This window comes from Streptomyces silvisoli (genome assembly GCF_029269905.1).
GTDB lineage: Bacteria > Actinomycetota > Actinomycetes > Streptomycetales > Streptomycetaceae > Streptantibioticus_A > Streptantibioticus_A silvisoli_A.
The window spans coordinates 102,643-126,924 of the sequence record NZ_JARJBC010000023.1; the positions used below are offsets into that span (position 1 = coordinate 102,643).

General features: G+C 70.0%; 22 protein-coding genes and 1 tRNA gene. 15 read left to right on the forward strand and 8 right to left on the reverse strand.

Annotated features, from left to right (window positions below):
• Positions 1–67 precede the first annotated feature (67 nt).
• The 6 genes from P3G67_RS29095 to P3G67_RS29120 all read right to left on the reverse strand — a co-directional run bounded on the left by P3G67_RS29095 (position 68) and on the right by P3G67_RS29120 (position 8,761).
• The gene (locus P3G67_RS29095; RefSeq protein ID WP_276096136.1) at positions 68–2,047 is read right to left on the reverse strand and encodes an APC family permease; all 1,980 of its coding nucleotides are present in this window, start codon (positions 2,045–2,047) and stop codon (positions 68–70) included.
• A gap of 81 nt (positions 2,048–2,128) precedes the next feature.
• The gene (locus tag P3G67_RS29100) at positions 2,129–3,181 is read right to left on the reverse strand and encodes a 2-oxoacid:ferredoxin oxidoreductase subunit beta (protein WP_276096137.1); all 1,053 of its coding nucleotides are present in this window, start codon (positions 3,179–3,181) and stop codon (positions 2,129–2,131) included.
• The gene (locus P3G67_RS29105) at positions 3,171–5,117 is read right to left on the reverse strand and encodes a 2-oxoacid:acceptor oxidoreductase subunit alpha (protein ID WP_276096138.1); all 1,947 of its coding nucleotides are present in this window, start codon (positions 5,115–5,117) and stop codon (positions 3,171–3,173) included. The genes P3G67_RS29100 and P3G67_RS29105 overlap by 11 nt, the downstream gene beginning before the upstream one ends.
• A 250-nt stretch (positions 5,118–5,367) precedes the next feature.
• Entirely contained in the window at positions 5,368–6,027 is a 660-nt protein-coding gene (locus P3G67_RS29110; RefSeq protein ID WP_269853919.1) for a response regulator transcription factor, read from the reverse strand.
• Positions 6,028–6,127: 100 nt separating this feature from the next.
• Complete coding sequence (locus tag P3G67_RS29115) at positions 6,128–7,447, reverse strand: sensor histidine kinase (protein ID WP_276096139.1); 1,320 nt, start codon at positions 7,445–7,447, stop codon at positions 6,128–6,130.
• Between the two features lie 105 nt (positions 7,448–7,552).
• On the reverse strand, positions 7,553–8,761 hold the full coding sequence (locus P3G67_RS29120; RefSeq protein WP_276096140.1) for a sensor histidine kinase: 1,209 nt from the start codon (positions 8,759–8,761) through the stop codon (positions 7,553–7,555).
• Positions 8,762–9,036: 275 nt separating this feature from the next.
• Between P3G67_RS29120 and P3G67_RS29125 the strand changes: the two genes are divergently transcribed.
• From P3G67_RS29125 to P3G67_RS29180, 12 genes are all read left to right on the forward strand, one after another.
• On the forward strand, positions 9,037–9,444 hold the full coding sequence (locus P3G67_RS29125; protein WP_276096159.1) for an NADH-quinone oxidoreductase subunit A: 408 nt from the start codon (positions 9,037–9,039) through the stop codon (positions 9,442–9,444).
• A complete protein-coding gene (locus P3G67_RS29130; protein ID WP_269853777.1) occupies positions 9,435–10,064 on the forward strand; it encodes an NADH-quinone oxidoreductase subunit B in 630 nt (209 codons plus the stop codon). Before P3G67_RS29125 ends, P3G67_RS29130 begins: the two co-directional genes overlap by 10 nt.
• Positions 10,061–11,146: an NADH-quinone oxidoreductase subunit C gene (locus P3G67_RS29135; RefSeq protein WP_276096141.1), complete on the forward strand. Its 1,086-nt coding sequence runs from the start codon at positions 10,061–10,063 to the stop codon at positions 11,144–11,146. The genes P3G67_RS29130 and P3G67_RS29135 overlap by 4 nt, the downstream gene beginning before the upstream one ends.
• A complete protein-coding gene (locus tag P3G67_RS29140; RefSeq protein ID WP_276096142.1) occupies positions 11,143–12,105 on the forward strand; it encodes a complex I subunit 1/NuoH family protein in 963 nt (320 codons plus the stop codon). The genes P3G67_RS29135 and P3G67_RS29140 overlap by 4 nt, the downstream gene beginning before the upstream one ends.
• A gap of 64 nt (positions 12,106–12,169) precedes the next feature.
• Positions 12,170–12,736: a NuoI/complex I 23 kDa subunit family protein gene (locus tag P3G67_RS29145; RefSeq protein ID WP_269853774.1), complete on the forward strand. Its 567-nt coding sequence runs from the start codon at positions 12,170–12,172 to the stop codon at positions 12,734–12,736.
• Entirely contained in the window at positions 12,733–13,350 is a 618-nt protein-coding gene (locus P3G67_RS29150) for an NADH-quinone oxidoreductase subunit J family protein (RefSeq protein ID WP_276096143.1), read from the forward strand. The genes P3G67_RS29145 and P3G67_RS29150 overlap by 4 nt, the downstream gene beginning before the upstream one ends.
• Entirely contained in the window at positions 13,350–13,760 is a 411-nt protein-coding gene (gene nuoK, locus P3G67_RS29155) for an NADH-quinone oxidoreductase subunit NuoK (RefSeq protein ID WP_276096144.1), read from the forward strand. The genes P3G67_RS29150 and nuoK overlap by 1 nt, the downstream gene beginning before the upstream one ends.
• Positions 13,757–15,730 (forward strand): NADH-quinone oxidoreductase subunit 5 family protein, encoded by a 1,974-nt coding sequence (locus P3G67_RS29160; protein WP_276096145.1) that lies wholly within the window; start codon positions 13,757–13,759, stop codon positions 15,728–15,730. Before nuoK ends, P3G67_RS29160 begins: the two co-directional genes overlap by 4 nt.
• Before the next feature lie 3 nt (positions 15,731–15,733).
• A complete protein-coding gene (locus tag P3G67_RS29165; protein WP_276096146.1) occupies positions 15,734–17,347 on the forward strand; it encodes a complex I subunit 4 family protein in 1,614 nt (537 codons plus the stop codon).
• The gene (locus P3G67_RS29170) at positions 17,347–18,858 is read left to right on the forward strand and encodes an NADH-quinone oxidoreductase subunit N (protein ID WP_276096147.1); all 1,512 of its coding nucleotides are present in this window, start codon (positions 17,347–17,349) and stop codon (positions 18,856–18,858) included. Before P3G67_RS29165 ends, P3G67_RS29170 begins: the two co-directional genes overlap by 1 nt.
• A 143-nt stretch (positions 18,859–19,001) precedes the next feature.
• Positions 19,002–19,862 carry a zinc metalloprotease HtpX gene (gene htpX, locus P3G67_RS29175; protein ID WP_269853768.1) on the forward strand — a complete coding sequence of 287 codons (861 nt, stop codon included), beginning with the start codon at positions 19,002–19,004 and terminating at the stop codon, positions 19,860–19,862.
• The gene (locus P3G67_RS29180) at positions 19,859–20,251 is read left to right on the forward strand and encodes a YccF domain-containing protein (protein ID WP_269853767.1); all 393 of its coding nucleotides are present in this window, start codon (positions 19,859–19,861) and stop codon (positions 20,249–20,251) included. Before htpX ends, P3G67_RS29180 begins: the two co-directional genes overlap by 4 nt.
• A gap of 40 nt (positions 20,252–20,291) precedes the next feature.
• Here P3G67_RS29180 and P3G67_RS29185 read toward each other — a convergent pair whose 3' ends face one another.
• The gene (locus tag P3G67_RS29185; protein ID WP_269853766.1) at positions 20,292–20,780 is read right to left on the reverse strand and encodes a YajQ family cyclic di-GMP-binding protein; all 489 of its coding nucleotides are present in this window, start codon (positions 20,778–20,780) and stop codon (positions 20,292–20,294) included.
• 231 nt (positions 20,781–21,011) lie between these two features.
• Between P3G67_RS29185 and P3G67_RS29190 the strand changes: the two genes are divergently transcribed.
• The 3 genes from P3G67_RS29190 (at position 21,012) to P3G67_RS29200 (ending at position 22,914) form a co-directional block, all read left to right on the forward strand.
• Positions 21,012–21,094: transfer RNA gene (locus tag P3G67_RS29190), tRNA-Tyr, on the forward strand.
• Between the two features lie 597 nt (positions 21,095–21,691).
• A complete protein-coding gene (locus tag P3G67_RS29195; protein ID WP_276096148.1) occupies positions 21,692–22,318 on the forward strand; it encodes a hypothetical protein in 627 nt (208 codons plus the stop codon).
• A gap of 197 nt (positions 22,319–22,515) precedes the next feature.
• Positions 22,516–22,914 carry a hypothetical protein gene (locus tag P3G67_RS29200; protein WP_276096149.1) on the forward strand — a complete coding sequence of 133 codons (399 nt, stop codon included), beginning with the start codon at positions 22,516–22,518 and terminating at the stop codon, positions 22,912–22,914.
• A gap of 106 nt (positions 22,915–23,020) precedes the next feature.
• Here P3G67_RS29200 and P3G67_RS29205 read toward each other — a convergent pair whose 3' ends face one another.
• Positions 23,021–23,698 (reverse strand): HdeD family acid-resistance protein, encoded by a 678-nt coding sequence (locus P3G67_RS29205; RefSeq protein WP_276096150.1) that lies wholly within the window; start codon positions 23,696–23,698, stop codon positions 23,021–23,023.
• Between the last annotated feature and the right edge of the window lie 584 nt (positions 23,699–24,282).

Consider the following 24,282-nt stretch of genomic DNA (forward strand, 5'->3'; position numbering starts at 1 on the left):
CCGCGACGGTGAGCGACCACGAGGGCGGAGACCGGCGGTGCAGAACCAACCGCGCCCCATGACGCTGTTACGGGGCGGGCGGGCGACCGGCCTCCAGCGTCCGGACCGCCCGTTCGACGTCGAACGGAAGGACCGTGACCGCCACGTTCGGCAGGTCCTCGACCGCCTTGGCCAGCGCGTCACCGGTGCCCCGGTGCAGGATCTTGCCGATCACCGGGGCGTAGGTGCGCCGCGGCAGCAGCAGGGTCAGCGCCGTCTGGCCGTCGCTGGTGGTGCGGTCGGCCAGATCCGCCACCGCGCGGCGCAGCCGCCGGTCCGGGCAGGCCACCACCTCCAGCGGCACCGTGGTGCCCGCGGTGTCCTCCCAGTTGTCCATCAGCTGCCGGGCGTGCTTGTCGTCGACCATGAAGTGCAGCGCCCGTACCTCGTCGGGACGTAGCCGGTGCGCGTAGCGCAGTGCCTTGAGGGTGGCCAGGTCCAGGCTGTCCACCAGGACATAGACGATGTGCCGCCGCCAGGTCGGCCGGTCGGCACCCGGTACCGGCATGGTCTCCATGGCTGTCGCCTCGGCGCGGTACTGCCGGTTGATGCGGATCAGCGCCCACACGCCGATCGGGAAGAGCACCACCACCAGCCAGGCGCCCTCGGTGAACTTGGTGATCGCGAAGATCAGCACGACCAGTGCGGAGGCGATGGCCGCCGCCAGGTTGACCGCCAACTTCCAGGTGCGGCCGGACTCCTGGCGCCTGAGGTGGTAGGCGAACAGTCCGGAGGCGGCCATGGTGAAGCCGGTGAACACACCGATCGCGTACAGCGACACCAGCTTGTCGACGTTGCCGCGGGTGACGATCAGCAGCGACAGCGCCAGTGCGGTGAGCACCACGATCCCGTTGGAGAACGCCAGTCGATGCCCGCGCCGCATGAACTGACGTGGCAGGAAGCTGTCTTCGGCCACGAAGCTGGCCAGGAACGGAAAGCCGGTGTACGGGGTGTTGGCCCCGGTGTAGAGGATCAGCGCGGTGGCCAACTGCACGTAGATCAAGCCGACGGTACCGAGCCAGCCGTTGCCGAACAGCAGGTGCGCTTCCTGGGCGATGACGGTCGGGTTGCCGTCGGAGTAGGGGACGGCGTGGGTGAAGTACGCGAGGGTGGAAACCCCGAAGACCATGATGGCCAGCGCGATGCTCATCGCGATCAGGGTGCGGCGGGCGTTGACGCCCTGCGGCTCGCGGAACGCCGAGACGCCGTTGGAGATCGCCTCAAGACCGGTCAGTGACGAACCGCCGTTGGCGAACGCGCGCAGCACGATGAACAGCGTCGCGCCGTACAGCAGTCCGCTGCCCGGCGTGCCCAGGTGCAGGGCGCCGGGCGCGTGGAGGTTGGCGTGCGGCAGATGGCCGTCGGCCATGAACCGGATCACGCCCACCACCAGCATCATGGCGACCGCGAACATGAACAGGTAGGCGGGCGCGGCGAACGCCCGTCCCGCCTCGCGGATGCCGCGCAGGTTCCCGTACATCAGGATCAGTACCACCACCACGCTGATCGGCGTCTTGTAGTGGTCGAGCCCGGTGTAGCCATGGCCGATCAGGTGGGCCAGCGAGATGATCGCGTCGGTTCCGGCCGCGGTCTGCACGGCGACGGTGACGATGTAGTCGATCAGCAGCGCCACGGCGGCGATCTGCGCGATGTTCGGGCCGAAGTTCTCCCGTGCGACGACATAGGAGCCGCCCGCCCGGGTGTAGACGGTCACCACATCGCGGTAGGAGAGGGTCAGCAGCAACAGGACGAAGATGATGACGCCGGTGAGCGGCATCAGCATGGAGAACGCCGCGACTCCGATCACCGGGACCAGGATCCGCAGCATCTCCTCGGAGCCGTACGCGGTGGAGGACATGCAGTCGGACGCGAGCACGCCGAGCGCGATCGGGTTGGAGAGCTTCTCCTCTGACAACTGCTCGGTGATCAGCGGCGGCCCGAGCAGCAGTCGCTTGACGCGGTAGCTGACCTTGTCACGGGGCGCGGAGGTCTCGGTAGTGGTGGCCATAGACATACACATACGGGTGCCCGGTCGCCGTGTCTTGTAGACGCGACGACCGGGCACCCGTGCGATGCGTCATACCCGTGTTCAGCCGGTGACGGTCCAGGTGTCGTTGCCGGTGAGGAGGGTGGCGAGGTCGCCTTTGCCCTTGTGTTCGATGGCGGTGTCGAGCTGGTCGGCCATGGTGTCGTCGTAGACCGGGCGTTGGACGCTGCGTAGTACGCCGATGGGGGTGTGGTGCAGGGTCTGCGGGTCGGCGAGTCGGGACAGGGCGAAGGCGGTGGTGGGGGTGGTGGCGTGGGCGTCGTGGACGAGGATGTCGGTTTCGTTGCTGCCGGTGACCTCGGTGATGTGCAGGTCGCCGGTGGCGGGGTCGCGTACCACGCCTTTGGTGTTGTTGGCGCCGAAGCGGATGGGTTGGCCGTGTTCGAGGCGGATGAGGGTTTCTGGGGCGGTGCTGTTGTCCTTGAGGTCGTCGAAGGCGCCGTCGTTGAAGATGTTGCAGTTCTGGTAGATCTCGACCAGGGCGGTGCCGGGGTGGGCGGCGGCTTGGCGTAGGACCTCGGTGAGGTGTTTGCGGTCGGAGTCGATGGTGCGGGCGACGAAGGAGGCTTCGGCGCCGAGGGCCAGCGAGACCGGGTTGAACGGTGCGTCGAGGGAGCCCATGGGGGTGGACTTGGTGATCTTCCCGACTTCTGAGGTGGGGGAGTACTGGCCTTTGGTCAGGCCGTAGATGCGGTTGTTGAAGAGCAGGATTTTGAGGTTGACGTTGCGGCGTAGGGCGTGGATGAGGTGGTTGCCGCCGATGGACAGCGCGTCGCCGTCGCCGGTGACGACCCACACGGACAGGTCGCGTCGGGTGGTGGCCAGTCCGGTGGCGATGGCGGGGGCGCGGCCGTGGATGGAGTGCATCCCGTAGGTGTTGACGTAGTAGGGGAAGCGGGAGGAGCAGCCGATGCCGGAGATGAAGACGATGTTCTCGCGGGCCAGGCCGAGTTCGGGCAGGAAGCCCTGGACAGCGGCGAGGATGGCGTAGTCACCGCAGCCGGGGCACCAGCGGACTTCCTGGTCGGACTTGAAGTCCTTCATCGACTGCTTGGCGTCGGCTTTGGGGATCAGCGAGAGCGCGTCAGCGGACATCGGCGGCCTCCTTCGTAAGGCCTTGTGCCACGGCCTCCTGGAGGCGGGCGGCGAGTTGTTCGGCCTTGAACGGAAGGCCGGTGACCTGGGTGTGGCAGGCGGCGTCGACCAGGTATCTGGCGCGCAGCAGGTGGGCGAGCTGGCCGAGGTTCATCTCCGGGACGATGATGTTGCGGTACCGGGCCAGGACCTCGCCGAGGTTGGTGGGGAAGGGGTTGAGGTGGCGTAGGTGGGCCTGGGCGATCTGGCTGCCGGTCTGCCGGGTGCGGCGCACGGCCGCGGTGATCGGGCCGTAGGTGGAGCCCCAGCCGATGACCAGGGTGCGGGCGGTGCCGGTGGGGTCGTCGACCGTGATGTCGGGCACCTCGATGCCGTCGATCTTGGCCTGGCGGGTGCGGACCATCAGGTCGTGGTTGGCCGGGTCGTAGGAGATGTTGCCGGTGCCGTCTTGTTTCTCGATGCCGCCGATGCGGTGCTCAAGGCCGGGTGTGCCGGGTACGGCCCAGGGGCGGGCCAGGGTGCGCGGGTCGCGCAGGTAGGGCCAGAAGTGCTGGTTGCCGTCGGCGTCGGTGTGGTTGGGGGTGGTGGCGAACTGGACGCGCAGGTCCGGCAGTTCGCTGACGTCGGGGACGCGCCAGGGCTCGGATCCGTTGGCGAGGTAGCCGTCGGAGAGCAGGAAGACCGGGGTGCGGTAGGTCAGTGCGATGCGGGCGGCTTCCAGGGCGGCGTCGAAGCAGTCGCCGGGGGTGGCGGGCGCGATGATGGGGACCGGTGCCTCGCCGTTGCGGCCGTACATGGCCTGGAGCAGGTCGGCCTGCTCGGTCTTGGTGGGCAGGCCGGTGGACGGGCCGCCGCGCTGGATGTCGACGATCAGCAGCGGCAGCTCAAGGGAGACGGCCAACCCGATGGTCTCGCTCTTGAGCGCGACACCGGGGCCGGAGGTGGTGGTGACCGCCAGCGAGCCGCCGAAGGCCGCGCCGAGGGCGGCGCCGATGCCCGCGATCTCGTCCTCGGCCTGGAAGGTGCGCACACCGAAGTTCTTGTGCTTGGACAGCTCGTGCAGGATGTCGCTGGCCGGGGTGATCGGGTACGAGCCGAGGAACAGCGGCAGGTCGGCCTGCTGCGAGGCGGCGACCAGGCCGTAGGCCAGCGCCAGGTTCCCGGAGATGTTGCGGTACACCCCCGGCGCGAACGCGGCCTGGGCGGGCGCCACCTCGTAGGTGACCGCGAAGTCCTCGGTGGTCTCGCCGAAGTTCCAGCCCGCGCGGAACGCGGTGATGTTCGCCTCGGCCAGTTCCGGCTTCCTGGCGAATTTCGTGCGCAAGAACGTCTCGGTTCCGGCCGTGGGACGGTGGTACATCCACGACAGCAGCCCGAGCGCGAACATGTTCTTGCTGCGCTCGGCCTCCTTTCGGGTCAGCCCGAAGTCCTTGAGCGCCTCCACCGTCATGGTGGTCAACGGAACCGGGTGGACGTTGTAGGCCTGCAGGGCGCCGTCCTCCAGCGGGGAGGTGGTGTAGCCGACCTTGGCCATCGCGCGCTTGGTGAACTCGTCGGTGTTCACGATGATCTCCGCGCCGCGCGGCAGGTCGGCCACATTGGCCTTCAACGCCGCCGGGTTCATCGCGACCAGCACGTCCGGGCGGTCGCCCGGGGTGAGGATGTCGTGGTCGGCGAAGTGCACCTGGAACGACGAGACACCCGGCAGCGTCCCGGCGGGCGCCCTGATCTCGGCCGGGAAGTTCGGCAGCGTCGACAGGTCATTGCCGAACGAGGCCGTCTCGGAGGTGAAGCGGTCACCGGTGAGCTGCATGCCGTCCCCGGAATCACCCGCGAACCGGACGATCACCCGGTCCAGGCGCCTGATCTCCTTGCCTGGCTTGCGCTGCTCACCGAGCGCCGGCGGCTCGGCCGGGCTACTGACCTGGCTGGTCACTGAACTGGACCTCCTTCGAGGCGGCGGCTCGCGGACGAAGGATCACTGCCTTACCGCCGGTACCGCGGCCCATGTTACGTCGGTAAGGGTGACCTTCCTGGCGCATTTCGCTTGCTGGACGCCAAGTCAGTACAACGCTGTCACGACGCCCTTTAGTCCTGCTTGCGGCCCTTCACGGGGTGGAAATCCGGCCATTTCGCATGACCGCCGACCGCGCGGCCGTCGGCTCGGGTGACACCGTGTCAGGCCCTCAGGAGTTCAGGTAAGTGAGAACGGCCAGAACACGACGGTGATCCCCGTCACTGGGCGCCAGCCCCAGCTTCAGGAAGATGTTGCTCACGTGCTTCTCCACGGCACCGTCGGAGACCACCAGCTGCTTGGCGATCGCCGAGTTCGTCCGGCCCTCGGCCATCAGCCCCAGCACCTCCCGCTCGCGCGGGGTCAGCCCGGCCAGTACGTCCTGCTTGCGGCTGCGGCCCAGCAGCTGGGCGACCACCTCCGGGTCGAGCGCGGTGCCGCCCGCGGCCACCCGTACCACCGCGTCCACGAACTCGCGGACCTCGGCCACCCGGTCCTTGAGCAGATAGCCCACTCCGCGGCTCGATCCGGCCAGCAGCTCGGTGGCGTACTGCTCCTCCACGTACTGCGACAGCACCAGCACGCCCACCGACGGATGGTCGCGGCGCAGCCGCACGGCCGCCCTGACGCCCTCGTCGGTGTGGGTGGGCGGCATCCGCACGTCGGCCACCACGACGTCCGGCAGCGCGTCCTCGTCGGCCAGTTCGCCGACCACCTTGAGCAGCGCCTCCGCGTCGCCGACGCCCGCGACGACCTCGTGCCCCCGGTCGGTCAGCAGCCGGGTCAGGCCCTCCCGAAGCAGTACCGAATCCTCGGCGATGACCACCCGCACCCTGTCCACCACTGCTCGCTTCCCCCAGGTCCTCTTGCCCATGCCGGTCGGCTTTCGCCGTCCAGCATCCCAGGATTCGGGGGAAGGCGCTGTCCTCGGCTCACGCCCGCCAGGGAAGCTCGGCGGTGATGCGGGTGGGGCCGCCGGGCGGGGAGTCGACGACGAGCAGGCCGTCGACCGCGTCCAGGCGCTCGGCCAGGCCCGCCAGGCCGCTGCCCGCGTCGGCTGAGGCGCCGCCGCGGCCGTTGTCGGCCACCTGGAGCAGCATCCGGCCCTCCGCCCGCCAGATGTCGACGGTGGCCCGGCTGGCCCCGCTGTGCTTGCTGACGTTGGTGAGCAGCTCGGAGACGGTGAAGTAGGCGATGCCCTCGATCGCGGGCACCGGTCGGGCGGGCAGCTCGACGGTGACGTTCACCGGGACCGTGCAGCGCGCCGCCACCGCGGACAGTGCCGGGCCCAGCCCGCGGTCGGTGAGGATCGCCGGGTGGATGCCGCGGGCCAGGTCGCGCAGCTCCTGGAGCGCGGTCTTCACCTCGCCGTGCGCCTCGTCCACCATCCGGGCGGCCGCCTCCGGGTCCTCGGTGAGCTTCTCCTTGGCCAGGCCGAGGTCCATGGCGAGGGCGACGAGCCGGGCCTGGGCGCCGTCGTGCAGATCGCGTTCGATGCGGCGCAGGTCGGCGGCGGCGGTGTCCACCACCGTGCCGCGGTCCGTCTCCAGCTCGTGCACCCGGGTGGCCAGCCGGGACGGGCCGAGCAGCACGGAGACCATCAGCCGGTCCACGGCGGCCAGACCGCGGATCACCCACGGCGTGCCCAGCACCAGCAGCAGCCCGGCCAGCGAGGTGAGCGCGACCCTGACCGGGCCGTCCAGGTAGACGGAATGGTCGACGTCCCCGTACAGCTGGAGCCCCGGCTGGTGGACGTAGGCCGGGAAGACCCACTGCCACAGCGGATAGGTCAGCGCCGCCCAGCCGTACGTCCACAGCACCACGGAGACGCAGAAGGTGAAAACGCCCCAGGGGAACAGCAGGAACGCGTAGAGCACATGCCGCCACGAGGTGCCGGACTTGAACAGGCCGCCCACCCAGGCCATCAGCCCGCGGCCGCGCCGCACCGGTTCCGGATCAGCGACGTCCAGCCGCAGCAGCCCCCGGGCCCGGCCCCGCTCCACATGGCCCAGGCCCAGGCAGCCCGCCAGCATCGCGGCCAGCACCGGCACCCCGAGGAAGGTGATCAGCAGTCCGGCGCCGCAGGACAGCATCGTCACCACGTAGACGAAGCCGACGACGCCCATCGGCAGGTTGAGGATCAGGTACAGGAACTCGCGCCAGGTGCGGCCCTCCAACGGGGCACGCAGCACCGCGGGCACCCGGGAGCGCGTGTGGTCGGGATACCGCGTGTCGGGATAGCCGGTCGCCATCGTTCGTGTCCGTCCTACTCACTGTGGTTCGGTGTGCTTCCAGCGTCGTGGAACGGGCGGCCTCGGCCCATGGTGCGGATCGGCGTCTTGGGGCGGGGGATATCCCTACCGCGCAGCTCCGGCGTTCTCCCGGTCCCGCCAGGGCAGTTCGGCTGTGATGGTGGTCGGGCCGCCGCGCGGGGAGTCGACCACCAGCAGCCCGTCCACCGCGTCCAGCCGCTCGGCCAGGCCCGCCAGTCCGCTGCCCGTGTCGGCGGAGGCGCCGCCCCGGCCGTCGTCCCGCACCTGGATCAGCAGCCGCTCGTCGGAGCGCCACACGTCCACGCTGCCGCTGCTGGCACCGCTGTGCTTGCTGATGTTGGTGAGCAGTTCGGAGACGGTGAAGTAGGCGATGCCCTCGATCGCCGCGGCCGGGCGGGTCGGCAGGTCGGCGACCACCCGCACCGGCACCGTGCAGCGCGCCGCCACCGAGGACAGCGCGGCGTCCAGGCCCCGGTCGGTGAGCACCGCCGGATGGATGCCGCGGGCCAGGTCGCGCAGCTCCTGGAGAGCCAGCTTCACCTCGCCGTGCGCCTCGCCGACCATCCGGGCGGCCGCCTCCGGGTCCTCGGTGAGCTTCTCCTTGGCCAGGCCGAGGTCCATGGCGAGGGCGACGAGCCGGGCCTGGGCGCCGTCGTGCAGATCGCGTTCGATACGGCGCAGGTCGGCGGCGGCGGTGTCGACGACCGTGCCCCGGTCGCTCTCCAACTCGGCGATCCGCCGCTCCAGTTCGTCCGACGGCGACAGCAGACCCCGGGCCATCGCCCGGTCGGCGTTGCCCAGCCCGCGGGCCACCCACGGCAGCACCGGCCAGCCGACGAGCAGCAGGACCACCGCCAGCGCGAAGGTCAGCACGCCCCACGGCAGCCGGATGAAGAAGTACAGCGCGTGCCGCCAGGCCACCGGATCCTTGATCGTGGCCCACAGCCAGCCGAAGAAGCCGCCGTCCCGGGACCGCAGCCGCCGCGGCTCGTCGATCCGCACCCCCAGCAGCCCGCGCACCCGGGCCCGCTCCATCCGGCCCAGCAGCCGGCAGCCCAGCAGCCCGCCCGCGAGCAGCGGCAGACCGATCACCGTCACCGACAGACCGATGCCCAGGGTGAGGATGATCACGACGTAGGCGAAGCAGACCAGGTCCACCGGCAGGTTCAGCAGGAGATGCGCGATCTCCTTCCACGTCGCCGCGCCGAACGCCAGCCGCGTCGGCGGCAGCGGCTGGGACTCGTCGTCCTGGGCACTCTCGGGGGCGGTCTCGTCCAGGGCACGGGTGTTCATGATGTAAGACTGCCCGGCTCGTCGGGGGCGGCGCCATGGGGGGTGTTGGGGGGACAAGGTGGGGTTTTCCCCACCAGCGGTCGTACGCACCCGCGTCCCTCGGCGGTCCGCCGTCCTGGGCAGGCCATAGACTCGCGTGCGTACAGATCGTCTAAAGAGTCTAAAGAAACCTCCCAGACATCGTCCCGGACGCTGGACGGGACACTGGGACGGAAGAGGAACGAGGGGCGGACGTGCCGGAGGCGACCGTGGCCACCGTGGCGAGCGCCGACGCCGTGGGCGGTGTCAGGGGCGCGTTTGACGCGCACCTGGCGGCGGGGTACTTCCACGCCTACTCCGTCGTCGGCCTGGTAGCCGTCGTCGGCGTACTCTTCGTCGCCGTGGCGTTCGCGGCCGGCCACCTGCTGCGGCCGGTGGCGCCGACGCGGGAGAAGATGCTGACGTACGAGTGCGGTGTCGACCCGGTCGGCGAGGGCTGGGCGCAGACGCAGATCCGCTACTACGTCTACTCCTTCCTCTACGTGATCTTCGCCGTGGACGCGATCTATCTGTTCCCGTGGGCGACGGTCTTCGCCGCACCCGGGTTCGGCGGCACCACGCTGGTGGAGATGTTCGTCTTCATCGGCTTCCTCGCCGTCGGGCTGCTGTACGCATGGAAGAAGGGCGTCCTGGAATGGACGTGACGCCGCAGACCACCCCCCTGCCGCTGCTGGAGCCCAGGCGGCTCGGCACGCTGGCCCGGCTGGCCCCCGAGCCGATGAAGGTGGTGCTCAACTGGGGCCGCCGCTACAGCCTGTGGGTCTTCAACTTCGGCCTGGCCTGCTGCGCGATCGAGTTCATCGCCGCGTCGATGGCCCGCCACGACTTCATCCGGCTCGGGGTCATCCCGTTCGCCCCCGGTCCCCGGCAGGCGGACCTGATGATCGTCTCCGGCACCGTGACCGACAAGATGGCGCCCGCGGTCAAGCGGCTCTACGAGCAGATGCCGGAACCGAAGTACGTCATCTCCTTCGGCGCCTGCTCCAACTGCGGCGGCCCGTACTGGGATTCGTACTCCGTCACCAAGGGCGTCGACCAGATCATCCCGGTCGACGTCTACGTGCCCGGCTGCCCGCCGCGGCCCGAGGCCCTGCTCCAGGGCATCCTCAAGCTCCAGGAGAAGATCGCCCGCGAGTCGCTCAGCGAGCGGTACGGGGACGGTGCGGGCGCCGGGCGGCCGTCGGCCGCCGCGTTGAGCAGCGGACTGGTGCCCGCGCCGCCCGCGCCCTCGGCGGACGCACCGGCCGGGGAGGGCGGCAGATGACCGCGTTCGACCGGCTGCCCGAGGCCGCCGCCGAGATCTTCGGCGCGGAGGCGACGGCGGAGGAGGCGTACGGCCTGCTCACCGTGGACGTCCCGGCCGCCTCCTGGATCGCCGCGCTGGAGACCGCTCGCGACGAGCTGGGCTGCACCTACTTCGACTGGCTGAGCGCGGTCGATGAGCCCGGTACCGGCTTCCTGGTCTGCGCGCACGTCGCCGCGCCCGGGCACGGCAGCGTCCGGCACCTCGTGCTGCGCACCACCGTGCCGCACGACGCGCCCGAACTGCCCACCGCCACCGGGGTCTACGCCGGTGCCGCCTGGCACGAGCGGGAGACGCACGAGATGTTCGGCGTCGGCTTCACCGGCCACCCGCACCTGGTTCCACTGCTGCTCCCCGACGGCTTCGAGGGGCATCCACTGCGCAAGGACTTCGTTTTGGCGGCGCGGGTGGCCAAGCCCTGGCCGGGTGCGAAGGAGCCTGGGGAGCCCGCGGCGGGAGCCGCGCACGGGGGCCCGAAGCGGCGGCAGATGCTGCCGCCCGGCGTGCCCGACCCCAACGAGTGGGGGCCGCTCAAGGGCCAACTCCCGCCCGCCCCGGCCCGCCCCGCCCGCGCTGCCGCAGCCGGCGAGCGCCCGGCGCGGCGCACCCGCAGTGTCTCCGAGGGCTCGGCCAGCCAGGCGGCGGCCGCGGGTGCGGCCGCCGAGCGCCCGGCGCGGCGTGCCCGCAGCGTCTCCGAGGGCTCGGCCAGCCAGCGCGCCGCCGTGGAGCCCTCGGCCGAGGGCGGGCCCGCCCCGGAGCGTCCGGCTGCGCGCAGGCGCACTTCCGACGCGCCGTGGAACCAGCCCCGGCAGACCACGGAACCGGCGAAGCCGGAGGCCGCGGAGCCGCAGCCCGCGCAGCCGGAGGCGCCGGAACCGGGGCCCGCCACGCCGGAAGCGCCGCCGCGAACGGGTGCCGCCAAGCAGGGCGCGCCGGAACCGGAGGCTACGCAACCGGCCGCGCAGGAGCCCGGCGCCGCCGAACCGCGGCCTGGGACCGACACGACCGAAGGCCCGAGCGACGAAGGAGACGACACGCAGTGAACGGCACCCTTGACGTCGTTTTGCGGCTGGTCGCCGTCCTGGTGGTCTTCCTGGTGCTGCCGCTGGTCGTCGGTCAGACCGAGCACAAGGTCATGGCCCATATGCAGGGCCGACTCGGTCCGATGTACGCGGGCGGCTTCCACGGCTGGGCACAACTCGTCGCGGACGGCGTGAAGTTCGCGCAGAAGGAAGACGTGGTTCCGGCGGGCGCCGACCGTCGGATCTTCCAACTCGCCCCGGCGGTCTCCCTGTTGCCGTACCTGCTGGTGCTGATCGCCATCCCGGTCGGCCCGAACGGGTTCGTCGGGCAGGCCATCGACGCCGGGTTGTTCTTCGTGCTCGCCGTGATGGGCGTCGGCGTGCTCGGTTCACTCATGGCGGGCTGGGCCTCGGCCAACAAGTTCTCCCTTCTGGGCGCTTTGCGGACCGCCGCCCAACTCATGGCCTACGAGCTGCCGATGCTGCTCGCCGCGGGATCGGTCGCGATGGCGGCGGGTACGGTCTCACTGCCCGGGATCGTGCAGGCCTTCCACTGGTGGTGGATCCCCTGGCAGATCGTCGGCGGGCTGGTGTTCTTCACCGCGGGCCTCGCGGAACTGCAACGTCCGCCGTTCGACATGCCGGTCGCCGACTCCGAGATCATCTTCGGCGCCTACACCGAGTACACCGGACTGCGGTTCGCGCTGTTCCTGCTCGCCGAGTACGCGGGCATCGTCGTGCTGTGCGCGCTCACCACCGTGCTGTTCCTCGGCGGTTGGCACGGACCGCTGTCCGGCAGCCTCGGCTGGCTGTGGACCCTGGTGAAGACCGCGTTGCTCGCCTTCGTCGTCATCTGGCTGCGGGTGAGCTATCCACGGCTGCGTGAGGACCAGTTGCAGAAGCTCGCCTGGACCGTGCTGATCCCGCTCGCCCTCGCCCAGATCGCGCTCACCGGCATCGTCAAGGTGGTGATCTCATGAGCGAGCCAATCATGGAAAGGTGCGTCCTGGGCGATTGCCGCACCGAGCGAAGCGAGGTGCTCGCATGAGTCCCGTTCCCGGACACGGGCTGGCCAAGGGGCTGGCCGTCACCCTGCGGACGATGACCCGTCGCTCGGTCACCCACCAGTACCCGGACGCCGCGCCGCAACTGCCGCCGCGCAGCCGCGGGGTGATCGCGCTGTTCGAGGAGAACTGCACGGTCTGCATGCTGTGCGCCCGCGAGTGCCCGGACTGGTGCATCTACATCGACTCCCACAAGGAGACGGTGCCGCCCGCCGCGCCCGGCGGACGGGAGCGCAGCCGCAACGTCCTGGACCGCTTCGCCATCGACTTCTCGCTGTGCATGTACTGCGGTATCTGCATCGAGGTCTGTCCTTTCGACGCGCTGTTCTGGTCGCCGGAGTTCGAGTACGCCGAGACCGACATCCGGGAGCTGACCCACGAGCGGGACAAGCTCCGCCAGTGGATGTGGACGGTGCCGACTCCGCCCGCCCTCGACCCCGGTGCCGAGGAGCCGAAGGAGATCGCCGCCGCCCGCAAGACGGCGGAGAAGCTGGCCGCCGCGCAGGAGGCCGCCCAGGAGACGGAGCCACGGGAGGGAGACGCATGACCCTCGCCGTAGGACACCCCGGCTTCATGTCGCCGTCCGGGGTGGAGATCGCCTTCGTGCTCGTCGGGATCGCCACGCTCGGCGCGGCCCTGGTCACCGTGACCACCAGGCAACTGGTGCACGCGGCACTGTGGTTGGTGGTGGCACTGGGCGGACTCGCCATCGAGTACCTGCTGCTGACCGCCGAGTTCATCGCCTGGGTACAGGTGTTGATCTATGTCGGTTCCGTGGTCGTCCTCCTTCTGTTCGGGCTGATGCTCACCAGGGCCCCCATCGGCCGCTCCCCGGACGCCGATTCCGGCAACGGCTGGGTGGCGCTCACCGTGGCCGTGGCCGCCGCGGCCACGCTGGTGTGGGTGGTCGTGGACGCGTTCCGCTCGACCTGGATCGACCTGGGTGGCGCCGCCCAGGGATCGACCAAGGTGACCGGCACGGTCCTCTTCCGGCACTGGGTGCTGCCGTTCGAGGCGCTGTCCGTACTGCTGCTGGCCGCGCTCGTCGGCGCGATCGTGCTGTCCAAGCAGGGCGCCCCGGCCAGGCGTGCCGCCTCGGCCAAGCTCGGAGCGCTGTCCGGGCTCGGTGCGCTGTCCAAGCGGAAGACCGGGGAGAGCTGATGCACCTCGCCTATCCGGCCGTCCTCGCCGTCCTCCTGTTCTGCGTCGGCCTGTACGGGGTCCTCGCCCGGCGCAACGCGATCCTTGTCCTGATGTCCGTCGAGCTGATGCTCAACGCCGTCAACCTCAACCTCGTGGCCTTCGACGTCTGGCTCCGCGACACCCTGCACGCGGGCCAGGCGCTCACCCTGTTCACCATCACCATCGCCGCCGCGGAGATCGGCATCGGCCTGGCGATCGTGCTGCTCGTCTACCGCAACCGGGGCACCTCGGACGTGGACAAGCTCACCGATCTGGCCGACACCGGGACCCTTCCCGACGCTGGCTCCGCCAGCATCGCACCCTCCACTGACAATCCCGCCGACACCGCCGCTGAGCAGGCACTTCGCGCCAGGGAGCAGACCGCGTGACCCTGACGACCCTCGCCGCCCTCGTCCCCCTCCTACCGTTCCTGGGCGCCGCCGCCGGGCTGCTGCTGGGCCGCCGGGCGCCCGGCTTCGTACGGCCGCTGGCGGTGCTGCCCACACTCGCCGCGTTCGTCCTCGCCGCGCTGGTGGCGGTACGCCAGGGCACCGGCCCGGCGACCGACGCGGGCACCCGGCTCACCCCGACCGGCTCCGTCCCCATCGACCTGGCGCTGCACCTCGACGGCTTCTCGGTGCTGATCGCGGTGCTGGTGGGGCTGGTGGCGACCTGCGTGCAGATCTACTCCACCGGCTATCTGCGCGACGATCCGCGCTATCCGTCGTACGCGGCCCTGGTCTCGCTGTTCACGGCGGCGATGCTGCTGGTCGTCTACTCGGGCGACCTGATGGTGCTGCTGGTCGGCTGGGAGGTCATGGGTATCTGCTCGTACTTCCTGGTCGGGCACTACTGGGAGACCCCGCAGGCCCGATCGGCGTCGATCAAGGCGTTCCTGGTCACCAAGCTCGGCGACGTGCCGTTCCTGATCGGCATCTTCGCGCTCGCCGCGGACGCGGGGACGTTCCGGATCAACGGCGTCCTCACCGCGGCCGCCGGCGGGCAACTGCACCACCCCACGCTGATCGCGCTGCTGCTGCTCGGCGGCGTGGCGGGCAAGTCCGCGCAGTTCCCGCTGCACACCTGGCTGCCGGACGCGATGGCGGGCCCCACCCCGGTCTCCGCGCTGATCCACGCGGCCACCATGGTCGCGGCCGGTGTCTACTTCATCGCCCGGCTGCTGCCGGTCTTCGCGCTGTCCGCCGCCGCGCTGGCCGTACTGGCGGTCATGGCAGCGGTCACCATGATCGGCTCGGCGCTCGCCGCGCTGGCGCAGGACGACATCAAGCGCGTCCTGGCGTACTCCACCATCGGGCAGCTCGGCTACATGACCGGTGCGCTGGCCGTCGGCGACCGTAGCGCCGCCGTCTTCCACCTGCTCAGCCACGGTGCGTTCAAGGCCCTGCTGTTCCTCGGCGCGGGCGTGCTGATCCACGCCGCGGGCACCAACTCGCTGGCCGCCATGTCCCGGATGCGCGACCTGCGCGACCGGGTGCCGGACGCGATGTGGACGTTCACCATCGCGCTGGCCGCGCTGGCCGCGCTGCCGCCGTTCTCCGGGTTCTTCTCCAAGGAGTCCGTGCTGCGCGCCGCCGAACACGCCGCGGGCGGCCACCAGCCGCACGTACCGGTGGCGGTCGGCTGGACGGTACTCATCGCGGGCCTGGCCACCGCCCTGCTCACCGCGGCCTACGCGACCCGGCTGTATCTGCTGGTCTTCCGCGGCAGCGGCGGTCAGGCCCCGGAGGCGCACCGGCAGCCGGTGGTGATGAACGCGGTGCTGTGGGTGCTGGCGATCCCCGCACTGGCCCTGGGTGTGACCGTCGGCGCGCTGCCGAAGTGGTTCGACGGCACGCCGCTCACCCCCACCCTGACCACCTCGATCGTCGGGCTCGGCCTGGCACTGGTCGGAGTCGCGGTCACCAGCGCGGCCTGGCGGGTCACCGCGGCGCGCCGCGCTCCGCTGGCCGTGATCACCGATGTCGAGCCCGAACCCGGCGCCACCGAGGCGGTCGCCATCGCCACCCATGAGCGGACGTACGGCGACATCGCCGCCGCCCCCGACCCCGCCGACCCGGGCCGACTGCTCCTCGGCCCGCTGCACCGGCACGCGGCACACGGCTTCCACCTCGACGCCGTGTACTCGGCGCTGTTCGTCCGTCCCGTGCTCGCCGCGGCCAGCCTTGTCCGCTTCCTCGACCGCGAGGTCGTCGAGACGTACGTACAGGGCGCAGGAGCCACCCCCCGGCTGCTGGGCGCGGTGGTCCGCCGCGCACAGACCGGCAATGTGCAGACCTACCTCAGCGCACTGCTCGCCGGCGCCGTCGTCCTCGCCGTCCTCGTCGCCACCGGAGCCTGAGCCGTGAACGCCACCGCCTTGCAGTACGCCCTCGTGGCGCTGGTCGTCCTGCCCCTGCTGGGCGCGATCGGCGCCCTGCTGCCCGCGCCGCCCGGGCTCAAGGGCCGCGACCCCGACCAGGCCGTGCTACGGCACGGCGTGTCCGTCACCGGTGCGGTACTGCTGCTGTCGATCGTGCTGGCGGCCGGGTTCGACTACGGCCACTCGGCGCGTATGCAGGGCACCACCGACCTCAGCTGGATTCCGGCGCTGCACATCCGTATCCACCTCGGGGTGGACGGCGTCTCGCTTCCGCTGATCGTCCTCACCGCGCTGCTGACCTTCCTGTGCGCTCTGCACGCCTACTTCAAGACGCCCGAGGGGCCCACCCCCAAGGCGTTCGTCGCACTCCTCCTCGTCCTGGAGGCCGGCACCCTGGGCACCTTCGCGGTGCTCGACCTGATGCTGTTCTTCCTGGCGTTCGAGATGGTGCTCATCCCGATGTACTTCCTCATCGCCCGGTGGGGCGGCGAGGGCTCGCCCGTCTCCGGCCACCACCCTTCTGAGGAAGTGCTTCGCGCCCGTTCCTGGGTGGACCGCGCCGCCTTCCGGTTCATCCTCTACACGCTGCTCGGCTCCGTCGTCATGCTGCTGGGCCTGCTGTTGATCGGGCTCAAGGCAGGCACCTTCGACATGGTGGCACTGGCCACTGACAACGGCTCGAAGCTCAGCCACAGCACCCAGATCATCGCGGTGCTCGCCATCGGCCTCGGCCTGGCCGTCAAGGCACCGATGTGGCCGCTGCACAGTTGGTTGCCGGACGCCCACACCGCCGCCCCCACCACCGGTTCGGTACTGCTCGCCGGTGTGCTGCTGAAGATGGGCACCTACGGACTGGTGCGGATCGTGCTGCCGATCGCACCGCAGGGCGCGCACTTCTTCGCGCCGTATCTGGCCGCGTTCGCCGTCGTCGGCATCCTCTACGGTTCGCTGGCCTGCCTGGCGCTCGGCCGCAAGGGCAACGGGGGCGACCTCAAGCGGTTGATCGCCTACTCCTCCGTCGGCCACATGGGCTTCGTGCTGCTCGGCATCGCGACGCTCACCCCGACCGGGGTCAACGGCGCGCTGTTCGCCAACATCGCCCACGGTCTGATCACCGGCCTGCTGTTCTTCCTGGTCGGCGCGGTCAAGGAGCGCTACGGCAGCACCGACCTGGACCAGCTCGCGGGAGACGGCGGCGCCGCGCTCTACGGCACCGCGCCACGCCTGGGCGGGCTGCTCGCCTTCGGCGCCGTCGCCTCGCTCGGGCTGCCGGGGCTGGCCGGGTTCTGGGGCGAGATGCTCGCCATGTTCGGCTCCTTCCACCCGGCGGCGGGGCTCAGCCGCCCGGCGTATCTGACGTTCATGGCGCTGGCCGCCTTCGGCACCCTGCTCACCGCCGCCTATCTGCTCGGCGTGGTGCGCCGGGTGTGCATGGGCGACCGCCGTGCCGAGACCGTGCGGCTGGCCGACGTACGCGGCTTCGAGTTCGCCACGTGGTCCCCGCTGGTCGCGCTCACCGTCCTGGCGGGCCTGTGGCCCGCCGCGCTCCTCGGCCTCACCGACCCGGCCGTACGCACCCTGCTGGGAGGCCACTGATGACCGAACTCGCCGGAGGGCTGGTCCAGTCCGTCGACTGGCTCGCGGTCGCCCCGCCCACGATCCTGGCGGTCGTCGCGCTGGCCGTGCTGGTCGCCGACCTGTTCACCGACGAGGCACGCAAACCGCTGCTCGGCTGGGCCGCGGTGGGCGGGTTGGTCCTGGCGGGACTGGCGTTGCTGCCGCTGCTCAACGGCGACCGGAGCACCTTCTGCCTCACCACCGGTGCGCACAACTGCAGTTACGTGGCGGACCACTTCACACTGGCCATCCAACTCCTGGTGATCGGCGGCGCGTTGCTGACCGCGCTGCTGTCGCTGCACAACCAGGACCGGCTGCCGCCAGGGGAGTTCTGGTTCCTGCTGCTGTCCTCCGCGGCGGGCGCCGCGCTGCTGCCCGCCTCCCGTGACCTGGCGACCCTGGTGGTGGCGCTGGAGGTCGTCTCGCTGCCGTCGTTCGCACTGGTCGGACTGCGCCGCGGAGACCGGCTGTCCAGCGAGGCCGCGCTGAAGTTCTTCCTGTCCTCGGTCACGGCGACGGCCGTGATGCTGCTGGGCGTGAGCTTCGTCTACGCGGCCACCGGCACCCTGCACCTGACCGCGGTGGCCGACGGGCTCAGCCACGCGCCCGCACAACTGGCCACCCTCGCCAGGACCGGCGCGGTGCTCACTTTGGTGGGCTTCGCGTTCAAACTCGCCGTCGCGCCCTTCCACTTCTGGGTGCCGGACACCTATGCGGGGGCGCCGCTTCCGGTCGCCGCGTACCTGTCGGTGGTGGGCAAGGCCGCGGGCTTCTCCGGGCTGATCCTGGTGACGGTCATCGGCTTCCGGCCGTACGGGGACGTGTGGGGTCCGGCGCTCGCCGTGCTCGCCGCGCTCACCATGAGCGTGGGGAACGTGGCCGCCCTGCGCCAGCGTCCTGAACAGGCGCGCAGCGCGGTGCGGCTGCTGGCCTGGTCCTCGATCGGCCAGGCGGGCTATCTGCTGGTCCCGCTGGCCGCCGCGGGCTACGTCAGCGACCAGGGCCACCAGATCGGCGCGACGGTGTCGTACGCGCTGATGTACGCGGTGGTGAACCTCGGCGCGTTCGGGGTCGCGGCGCTGGTGCTGCGCTCCCACGCGCTGAACCGTATCGCCGACTACCGCGCCCTGTACGCCAGGCGACCGCTCGCCGCCCTGGCGCTGGCGTTCTTCCTGCTCTGCCTGGCCGGGTTGCCGCCGGGGATCATCGGGCTGTTCGCCAAGGTCGTGGTCTTCTCCTCGGCGGTCGACGCCGGTCTGGGCTGGCTCGCGGTGATCATGGCGGTCAACGTGGTGATCGCGCTCTACTACTACCTGCGCTGGACGGCCCTGCTGTTCGCACGGCCCGAGCCGACCGCCGGAGAGGCGGCGCCGGTGGTGCGCGCTCCGGCCTCCCTCACGGCCGCCATCGCGGTCGCCGCGGTGGTCGGCGTCGCGCTGTCCGGTGCGCCCCAACTGGTGCTGCGGTTCGCCTCCGGCTCGCTGTTCTAGAGCCCGCGTGAGGTTCACCCGTAAGGGGACGGCAGACGGGAGGCCCCCGGGGAACCGGGGGCTTCCGCGTGGCGTTGACCAGTACGGGAGGGTCCACTGGAGGGTGGAAGGAGAGTTCCCGCCGCACGTCTTGGAGGGCTACCGTGCACCGCCGGCACAACGGGCTGAAGACCGCCGTACTCCTCGGGGGACTGTCCGCGCTGATCATCATCGTGGGCAGCTTCTTCGGGCGAACCGGCCTGGTCGTCGCCGTACTCGTGGCGCTGGGCACCAACGCGTACGCGTACTGGAACAGTGACAAGCTCGCCCTGCGGTCGATGCGGGCCCGCCCGGTCAGCGAGTTCGAGGCGCCCGCGCTGTACCGCATGGTCCGCGAACTGTCGACCGCCGCCCGGCAGCCCATGCCCCGGCTGTACATCTCCCCGACCGAGGCCCCCAACGCCTTCGCCACCGGCCGCAACCCGCGCAACGCCGCCGTCTGCTGCACGGAGGGCATCCTGCGGATCCTGGACGAGCGCGAGCTGCGCGGTGTCATCGGCCATGAGCTCAGCCATGTCTACAACCGCGACATCCTGATCTCGTCGGTCGCCGGAGCGCTCGCCTCCGTGGTGATGTTCCTCGTCAACTTCGCCTGGCTGATCCCGATCGGCCGCTCCGAGGACGACGAGGGCCCCGGCATCGTCGGCATGCTCCTGATGATGATCCTGGGCCCGCTCGCGGCCTCGTTGATCCAGCTCGCGGTCAGCCGTTCCCGGGAGTACGAGGCGGACGCCTCGGGCGCCCGGCTCACCGGCGACCCCCTCGCCCTGGCCTCCGCGCTGCACAAGCTGGAGATCGGCACCCAGCAGCTTCCGCTGCCGCCGGAGCCGCGGCTGGAGACCACCAGCCACATGATGATCGCCAACCCGTTCCGTGCCGCGGACGCGTCCAAGCTGTTCTCCACTCACCCGCCGATGGCGGAGCGCATCGCCCGCCTGGAGGAAATGGCCGGAGGTCGCCGGTGAAGACCCTGCTCAACATCATCTGGCTGCTGCTCTGCGGCATCTGGATGGCCATCGGCTACGCGGTGGCCGGACTCGTGATGCTGGTGTTGATCATCACGATCCCGTGGGGCATCGCCGCGTTCCGCATCGCGGGCTTCGCGCTGTGGCCCTTCGGCCGTACCACGGTGGTACGGCGGGACGCGGGCGTCGGCTCGTTCCTCGGCAACCTGGTGTGGCTGATCCTCGCCGGACTCTGGCTGGCCATCGGCCACATCGTCACCGGCATCGCGCTGTGCCTCACGATCATCGGCATCCCGCTGGGCATCGCCAACTTCAAGCTGATCCCGATCTCCCTGATGCCCCTGGGCCGCGAGGTCGTCCCCACCGACCGCCCCTTCGCCACCCGCTGAGGCCTCACCGCGGTCGCGGTGAGGCCTCTGGGGGCAGCGCTCAGCGGTAGTTGACGAACTGGAGCGCGAAGTCCAGGTCCTTGCCCTTCAGGAGGGCGATGACAGCCTGAAGGTCGTCGCGGCTCTTGGAGCTGACGCGGAGTTCGTCGCCCTGGACCTGGGCCTTGACGCCCTTCGGGCCCTCGTCGCGGATGATCTTGGCGACCTTCTTGGCGTTCTCCTGTGAGATCCCCTCCTCCAGGGAGGCGATGATCTTGTACTCCTTGCCGGACGCCTGCGGGTCGCCCGCCTTCAGTGCCTTCAGCGAGATCCCGCGCTTGACCAGCTTGGACTGGAAGATGTCGAGGACCGCCTTGACCCGCTCCTCGCCGCTGGCGCGCATCTCGATCTTCTCGCCCGACCATGCGATCGAGGCGTCGACGCCCTTGAAGTCGTAGCGCTGCGAGATCTCCTTGACGGCCTGGTTGAGGGCGTTGTCGACCTCCTGCCGCTCGACCTTTGAGACGATGTCGAAACTGGAGTCGGCCATGTTCAGTTGGCTCCTTGCGTCGGATGCTCGGGGGAACGGACCGGGGACGAGCGGGCGCACACCACCGGTGCGGACCACACGCCGCGCGCCCGGGCCGTACCCGCAAGGGTAGCCATCGCCACCCGCCGCGGTGCTGATCAACCGGGTGGCGGACCACCCCCGGTCATCAGGTATCGTTTACGTCGTTGCCACGGAGTTCCGCGCGAGCGGGGTCCGAGCAACGACTTTCCTGGCGGTGTGCCCGAGCGGCCAAAGGGAGCAGACTGTAAATCTGTCGGCTTACGCCTACGCAGGTTCGAACCCTGCCGCCGCCACACGGAAGAAACGGCCCCTGGCCCGCGGAAGCGCGGGTCGGGGGCCGTTGCGTTGTTGATCCGTGAGTGACCGCTGGTGACCATGAAGCGCCCGCACCGCGCCGTACGCTCCCTGCACGAGCGCAAGGCTGATCTTCCCCGCCTTCGTTGGCGTAGCCGCGGCCCTGATCGGCTACCGCCGACTCAGCAACTGAGGAAACCTCATAGGCCCGGCGGTGTGGGGCGGTCACGTACGAGTCGTCGTTAGCTGATGCAGGTACAGAGGATTCGCCTGAAGTTCAGGGAGAAGCGGCTGGCTACGTGATTTGTGGGGGCGGGGCAACCTTCGGAAACCGCGCGGTAATGGGCTGGTCCACGGCTGGGGCTGACGGTGGAATTCACTAGAACAGGTCAGCAGTGACGGCAAGTTCGAACGGTCTAGGTGCGCGAGTTTCGCCCCGGCTTTGTGCGCTATACGGGTTACGAGTCGAGCTCCGAGGTGTGCCCAATGTCGGATGGTGTGATGATATCTGATGTATCGAGGTGAAGTCCCCTTGATCGGAACAAGACCGAACGACGTCGCTATATCGCCACACCGAAAGGTCAATCATGACAGCGATGCCGGAAGCTCCTATGCGCGAGAAGAAGGAGGCTGGCGAGGAGGAGGGCATCGGCCCCCTTCTGCTGGCCGCCTTGATGGCTCGCCGCGAGGAGCGCCACGAACCTCCCATCGCCCCGCTGCTCCTGGCCGCGCTCGCCCGTGGTCGTAAGGAGGAAGGCGAGTCCCCGATCGCTCCGCTGCTTTTGGCGGCGCTGGCAGGAGGCCCTGCGGTGGCTCCGCCTCCTCCGCCGCCCCCTGCGATCAACCCGCTGCTTCTGGCGGCGCTTACAAGCCACGCGGCGCCTCCGCCGCCTCCTCCGCCGCCTCCCATCAACCCGCTGCTCATGGCGGCTCTCACGGCTGGCCCTGCGGTGGCTCCGCCTCCTCCGCCGCCCCCTGCGATCAACCCGCTGCTCATGGCCGCGCTCGTCCGTGGTCGTAAGGAGCAGGGCGAGTCGCCGATCGCTCCGCTGCTTCTGGCGGCGCTTACAAGCCACGCGGCGCCTCCGCCGCCTCCTCCGCCGCCTCCCATCAACCCGCTGCTCATGGCGGCTCTCACGGCTGGCCCTGCGATGGCTCCGCCGCCTCCTCCGCCGCCTCCCCCGGTCAACCCGCTGCTCATGGCCGCGCTCATGCACCGTTGACTTGACGGCCCCTTTCGCTCTGGCTTCGACATCCCGCTACGAAGTGAAGCCGCGTAGCGGAAAAGAGTCATCGGTGGGGCCGAACGAAAGAGCTCCGAACTTCTGGCAGAGAAGCTTGCCCTCCGTCCGGTTGCCACGCCAGGGCGAGGGCAAGCTGACTCCTGCCCATCGAAAAACCGACCACTGAGGAAAGTGAAATGGCGGCTGACCCCGGCAACGGAGCACATCGAGAGCCTTTGCAGGAATTCATCGATGACGTCTTCGAAGAGATGGTAAGGGAGACGGGCCTCCCGCATAAGACAGCAAGCGAGTACGGGAAAGATCCGCTTGTAGCGGCTCTGCTTGAAATGGCCACGGCTTCACTGTCTAGGCCTTCTCACATGTCGGAAATCGAACGACTCCTCTTTACTCAGGCCCTCGCGACCGCCCTGGCGAACGCCCTTGCTCCGGCGCTGGCAAACGCCCTGGCAGCAGAGATCACGAAGGTTCTGCATGTTCCCCCAAGGCCCGGCGGCACGGAGGCGGCCAGCACCGCCAGTCCCCGGCCACACGGCGGATCGGGCGATGGACCGCAGGAGGCGGAGAGGAAAAAGTAGTCCCCATGCAGCCCCCCTGGATCAGTAGCCGTACGACGCGATCTGCGGAGCCGAGTGGCCGAGGAGACGGATGCGCGCATGCCGTTGTCGGGGGCCATCACGCAGATCAAGGGTGACCGAGATGCGGGCGCCAAGTGTGGCGGGGAACGGTCTGTCCGGCCGGGGTGAGTCTCCGTAGCTGGTGGCGCAGCTGGAAGCCGTGGACAACCTCAGTCAGCCCGAGTACGACCAGCACGATGCCGGTGACCTCGGTGAGCACGGCGATGGAGGCGAACGGAAAGATGATCAGCACCATCCCGGCGAGCAGCATCATGATGCCCAGGAAGATCTGCCAACCCCGCGCGGGCATGGCCGGGGCCGAGGCCGCTGAGGCAGCGATCAGCATGCCGCGCAGCAGCCAGCCGAACCCGATCCACAGGGCCAGCAACAGGATCGACTCCGCCGCGCCGCGGAAGCACAACACGCCCAGCAGCACCAGGAGCGCACCACTGACGAAGTGCAGTGCTCGCAGGTGTCCCGGAATGTGGCTGCCGAAGGTCGCGGCGAGGTGGAAGGCCCCGGTGGCCAGCAGGTAGATGCCAAACAGCACACCGACCACACGTAGCGAGGCGCCTGGCCACACCAGCACCACCACGCCGAGCGCGACTGCGGCGACCCCGGCGGCGAGTACGGCCTGCCAGGCGGCGTCAGCGAGGGCGCCCAGTGGGCCCCCGTGGGGCAGTGCGCCATGGGGTTGCGCATCTGGATCGGTGGTTGGACGCGGTTCGTCAGAGGAGCGGCTCATCGTCACTTCTCCCCTCATCTCGCGGGAGCGGATGGTTGTATCTGGCGACCTTCTGCACAGCCGAAGCTGGTTCAGGCGGGGTCTCTTCTGCTGCATCCGCACCGCCTGCCATGGGCAGTTCGAAACTTCCGTTGGCGAAAGCGGCGTAGTCCCAGCCTGCGGGACTTTGGTGGTGCGCGCACGATCAGCGGCGCCGACCTGCCGTCAGCCAGCCCGGTCGTCAGTCACAGCCGCGCGAGCCGTGCCATGCCGCCAGGCGCCCAGCCACCTTGGGAGGGAACTCCGTAACAACCGGACTCAGGTGACCACAGCCGTGATGGATCATCAGGTCGTTACGGGGGCCTACGACGGCCGCGCCTCACGACGTGCGTACGCGTACAGGGGAGCGGCTGGCAGTGCGAGGCGCTTTCCGCTTCCCGCACCTGCCAACCGCTCGACCAGCATTACTCAAGAGGTAGGCCGAGGAGACGGATGCGCGCATGCCGTTGTCGGGGGCCATCACGCAGATCAAGGGTGACCGAGATGCGGGCGCCAAGTGTGGCGGGGAACGGTCTGTCCGGCCGGGGTGAGTCTCCGTAGCTGGT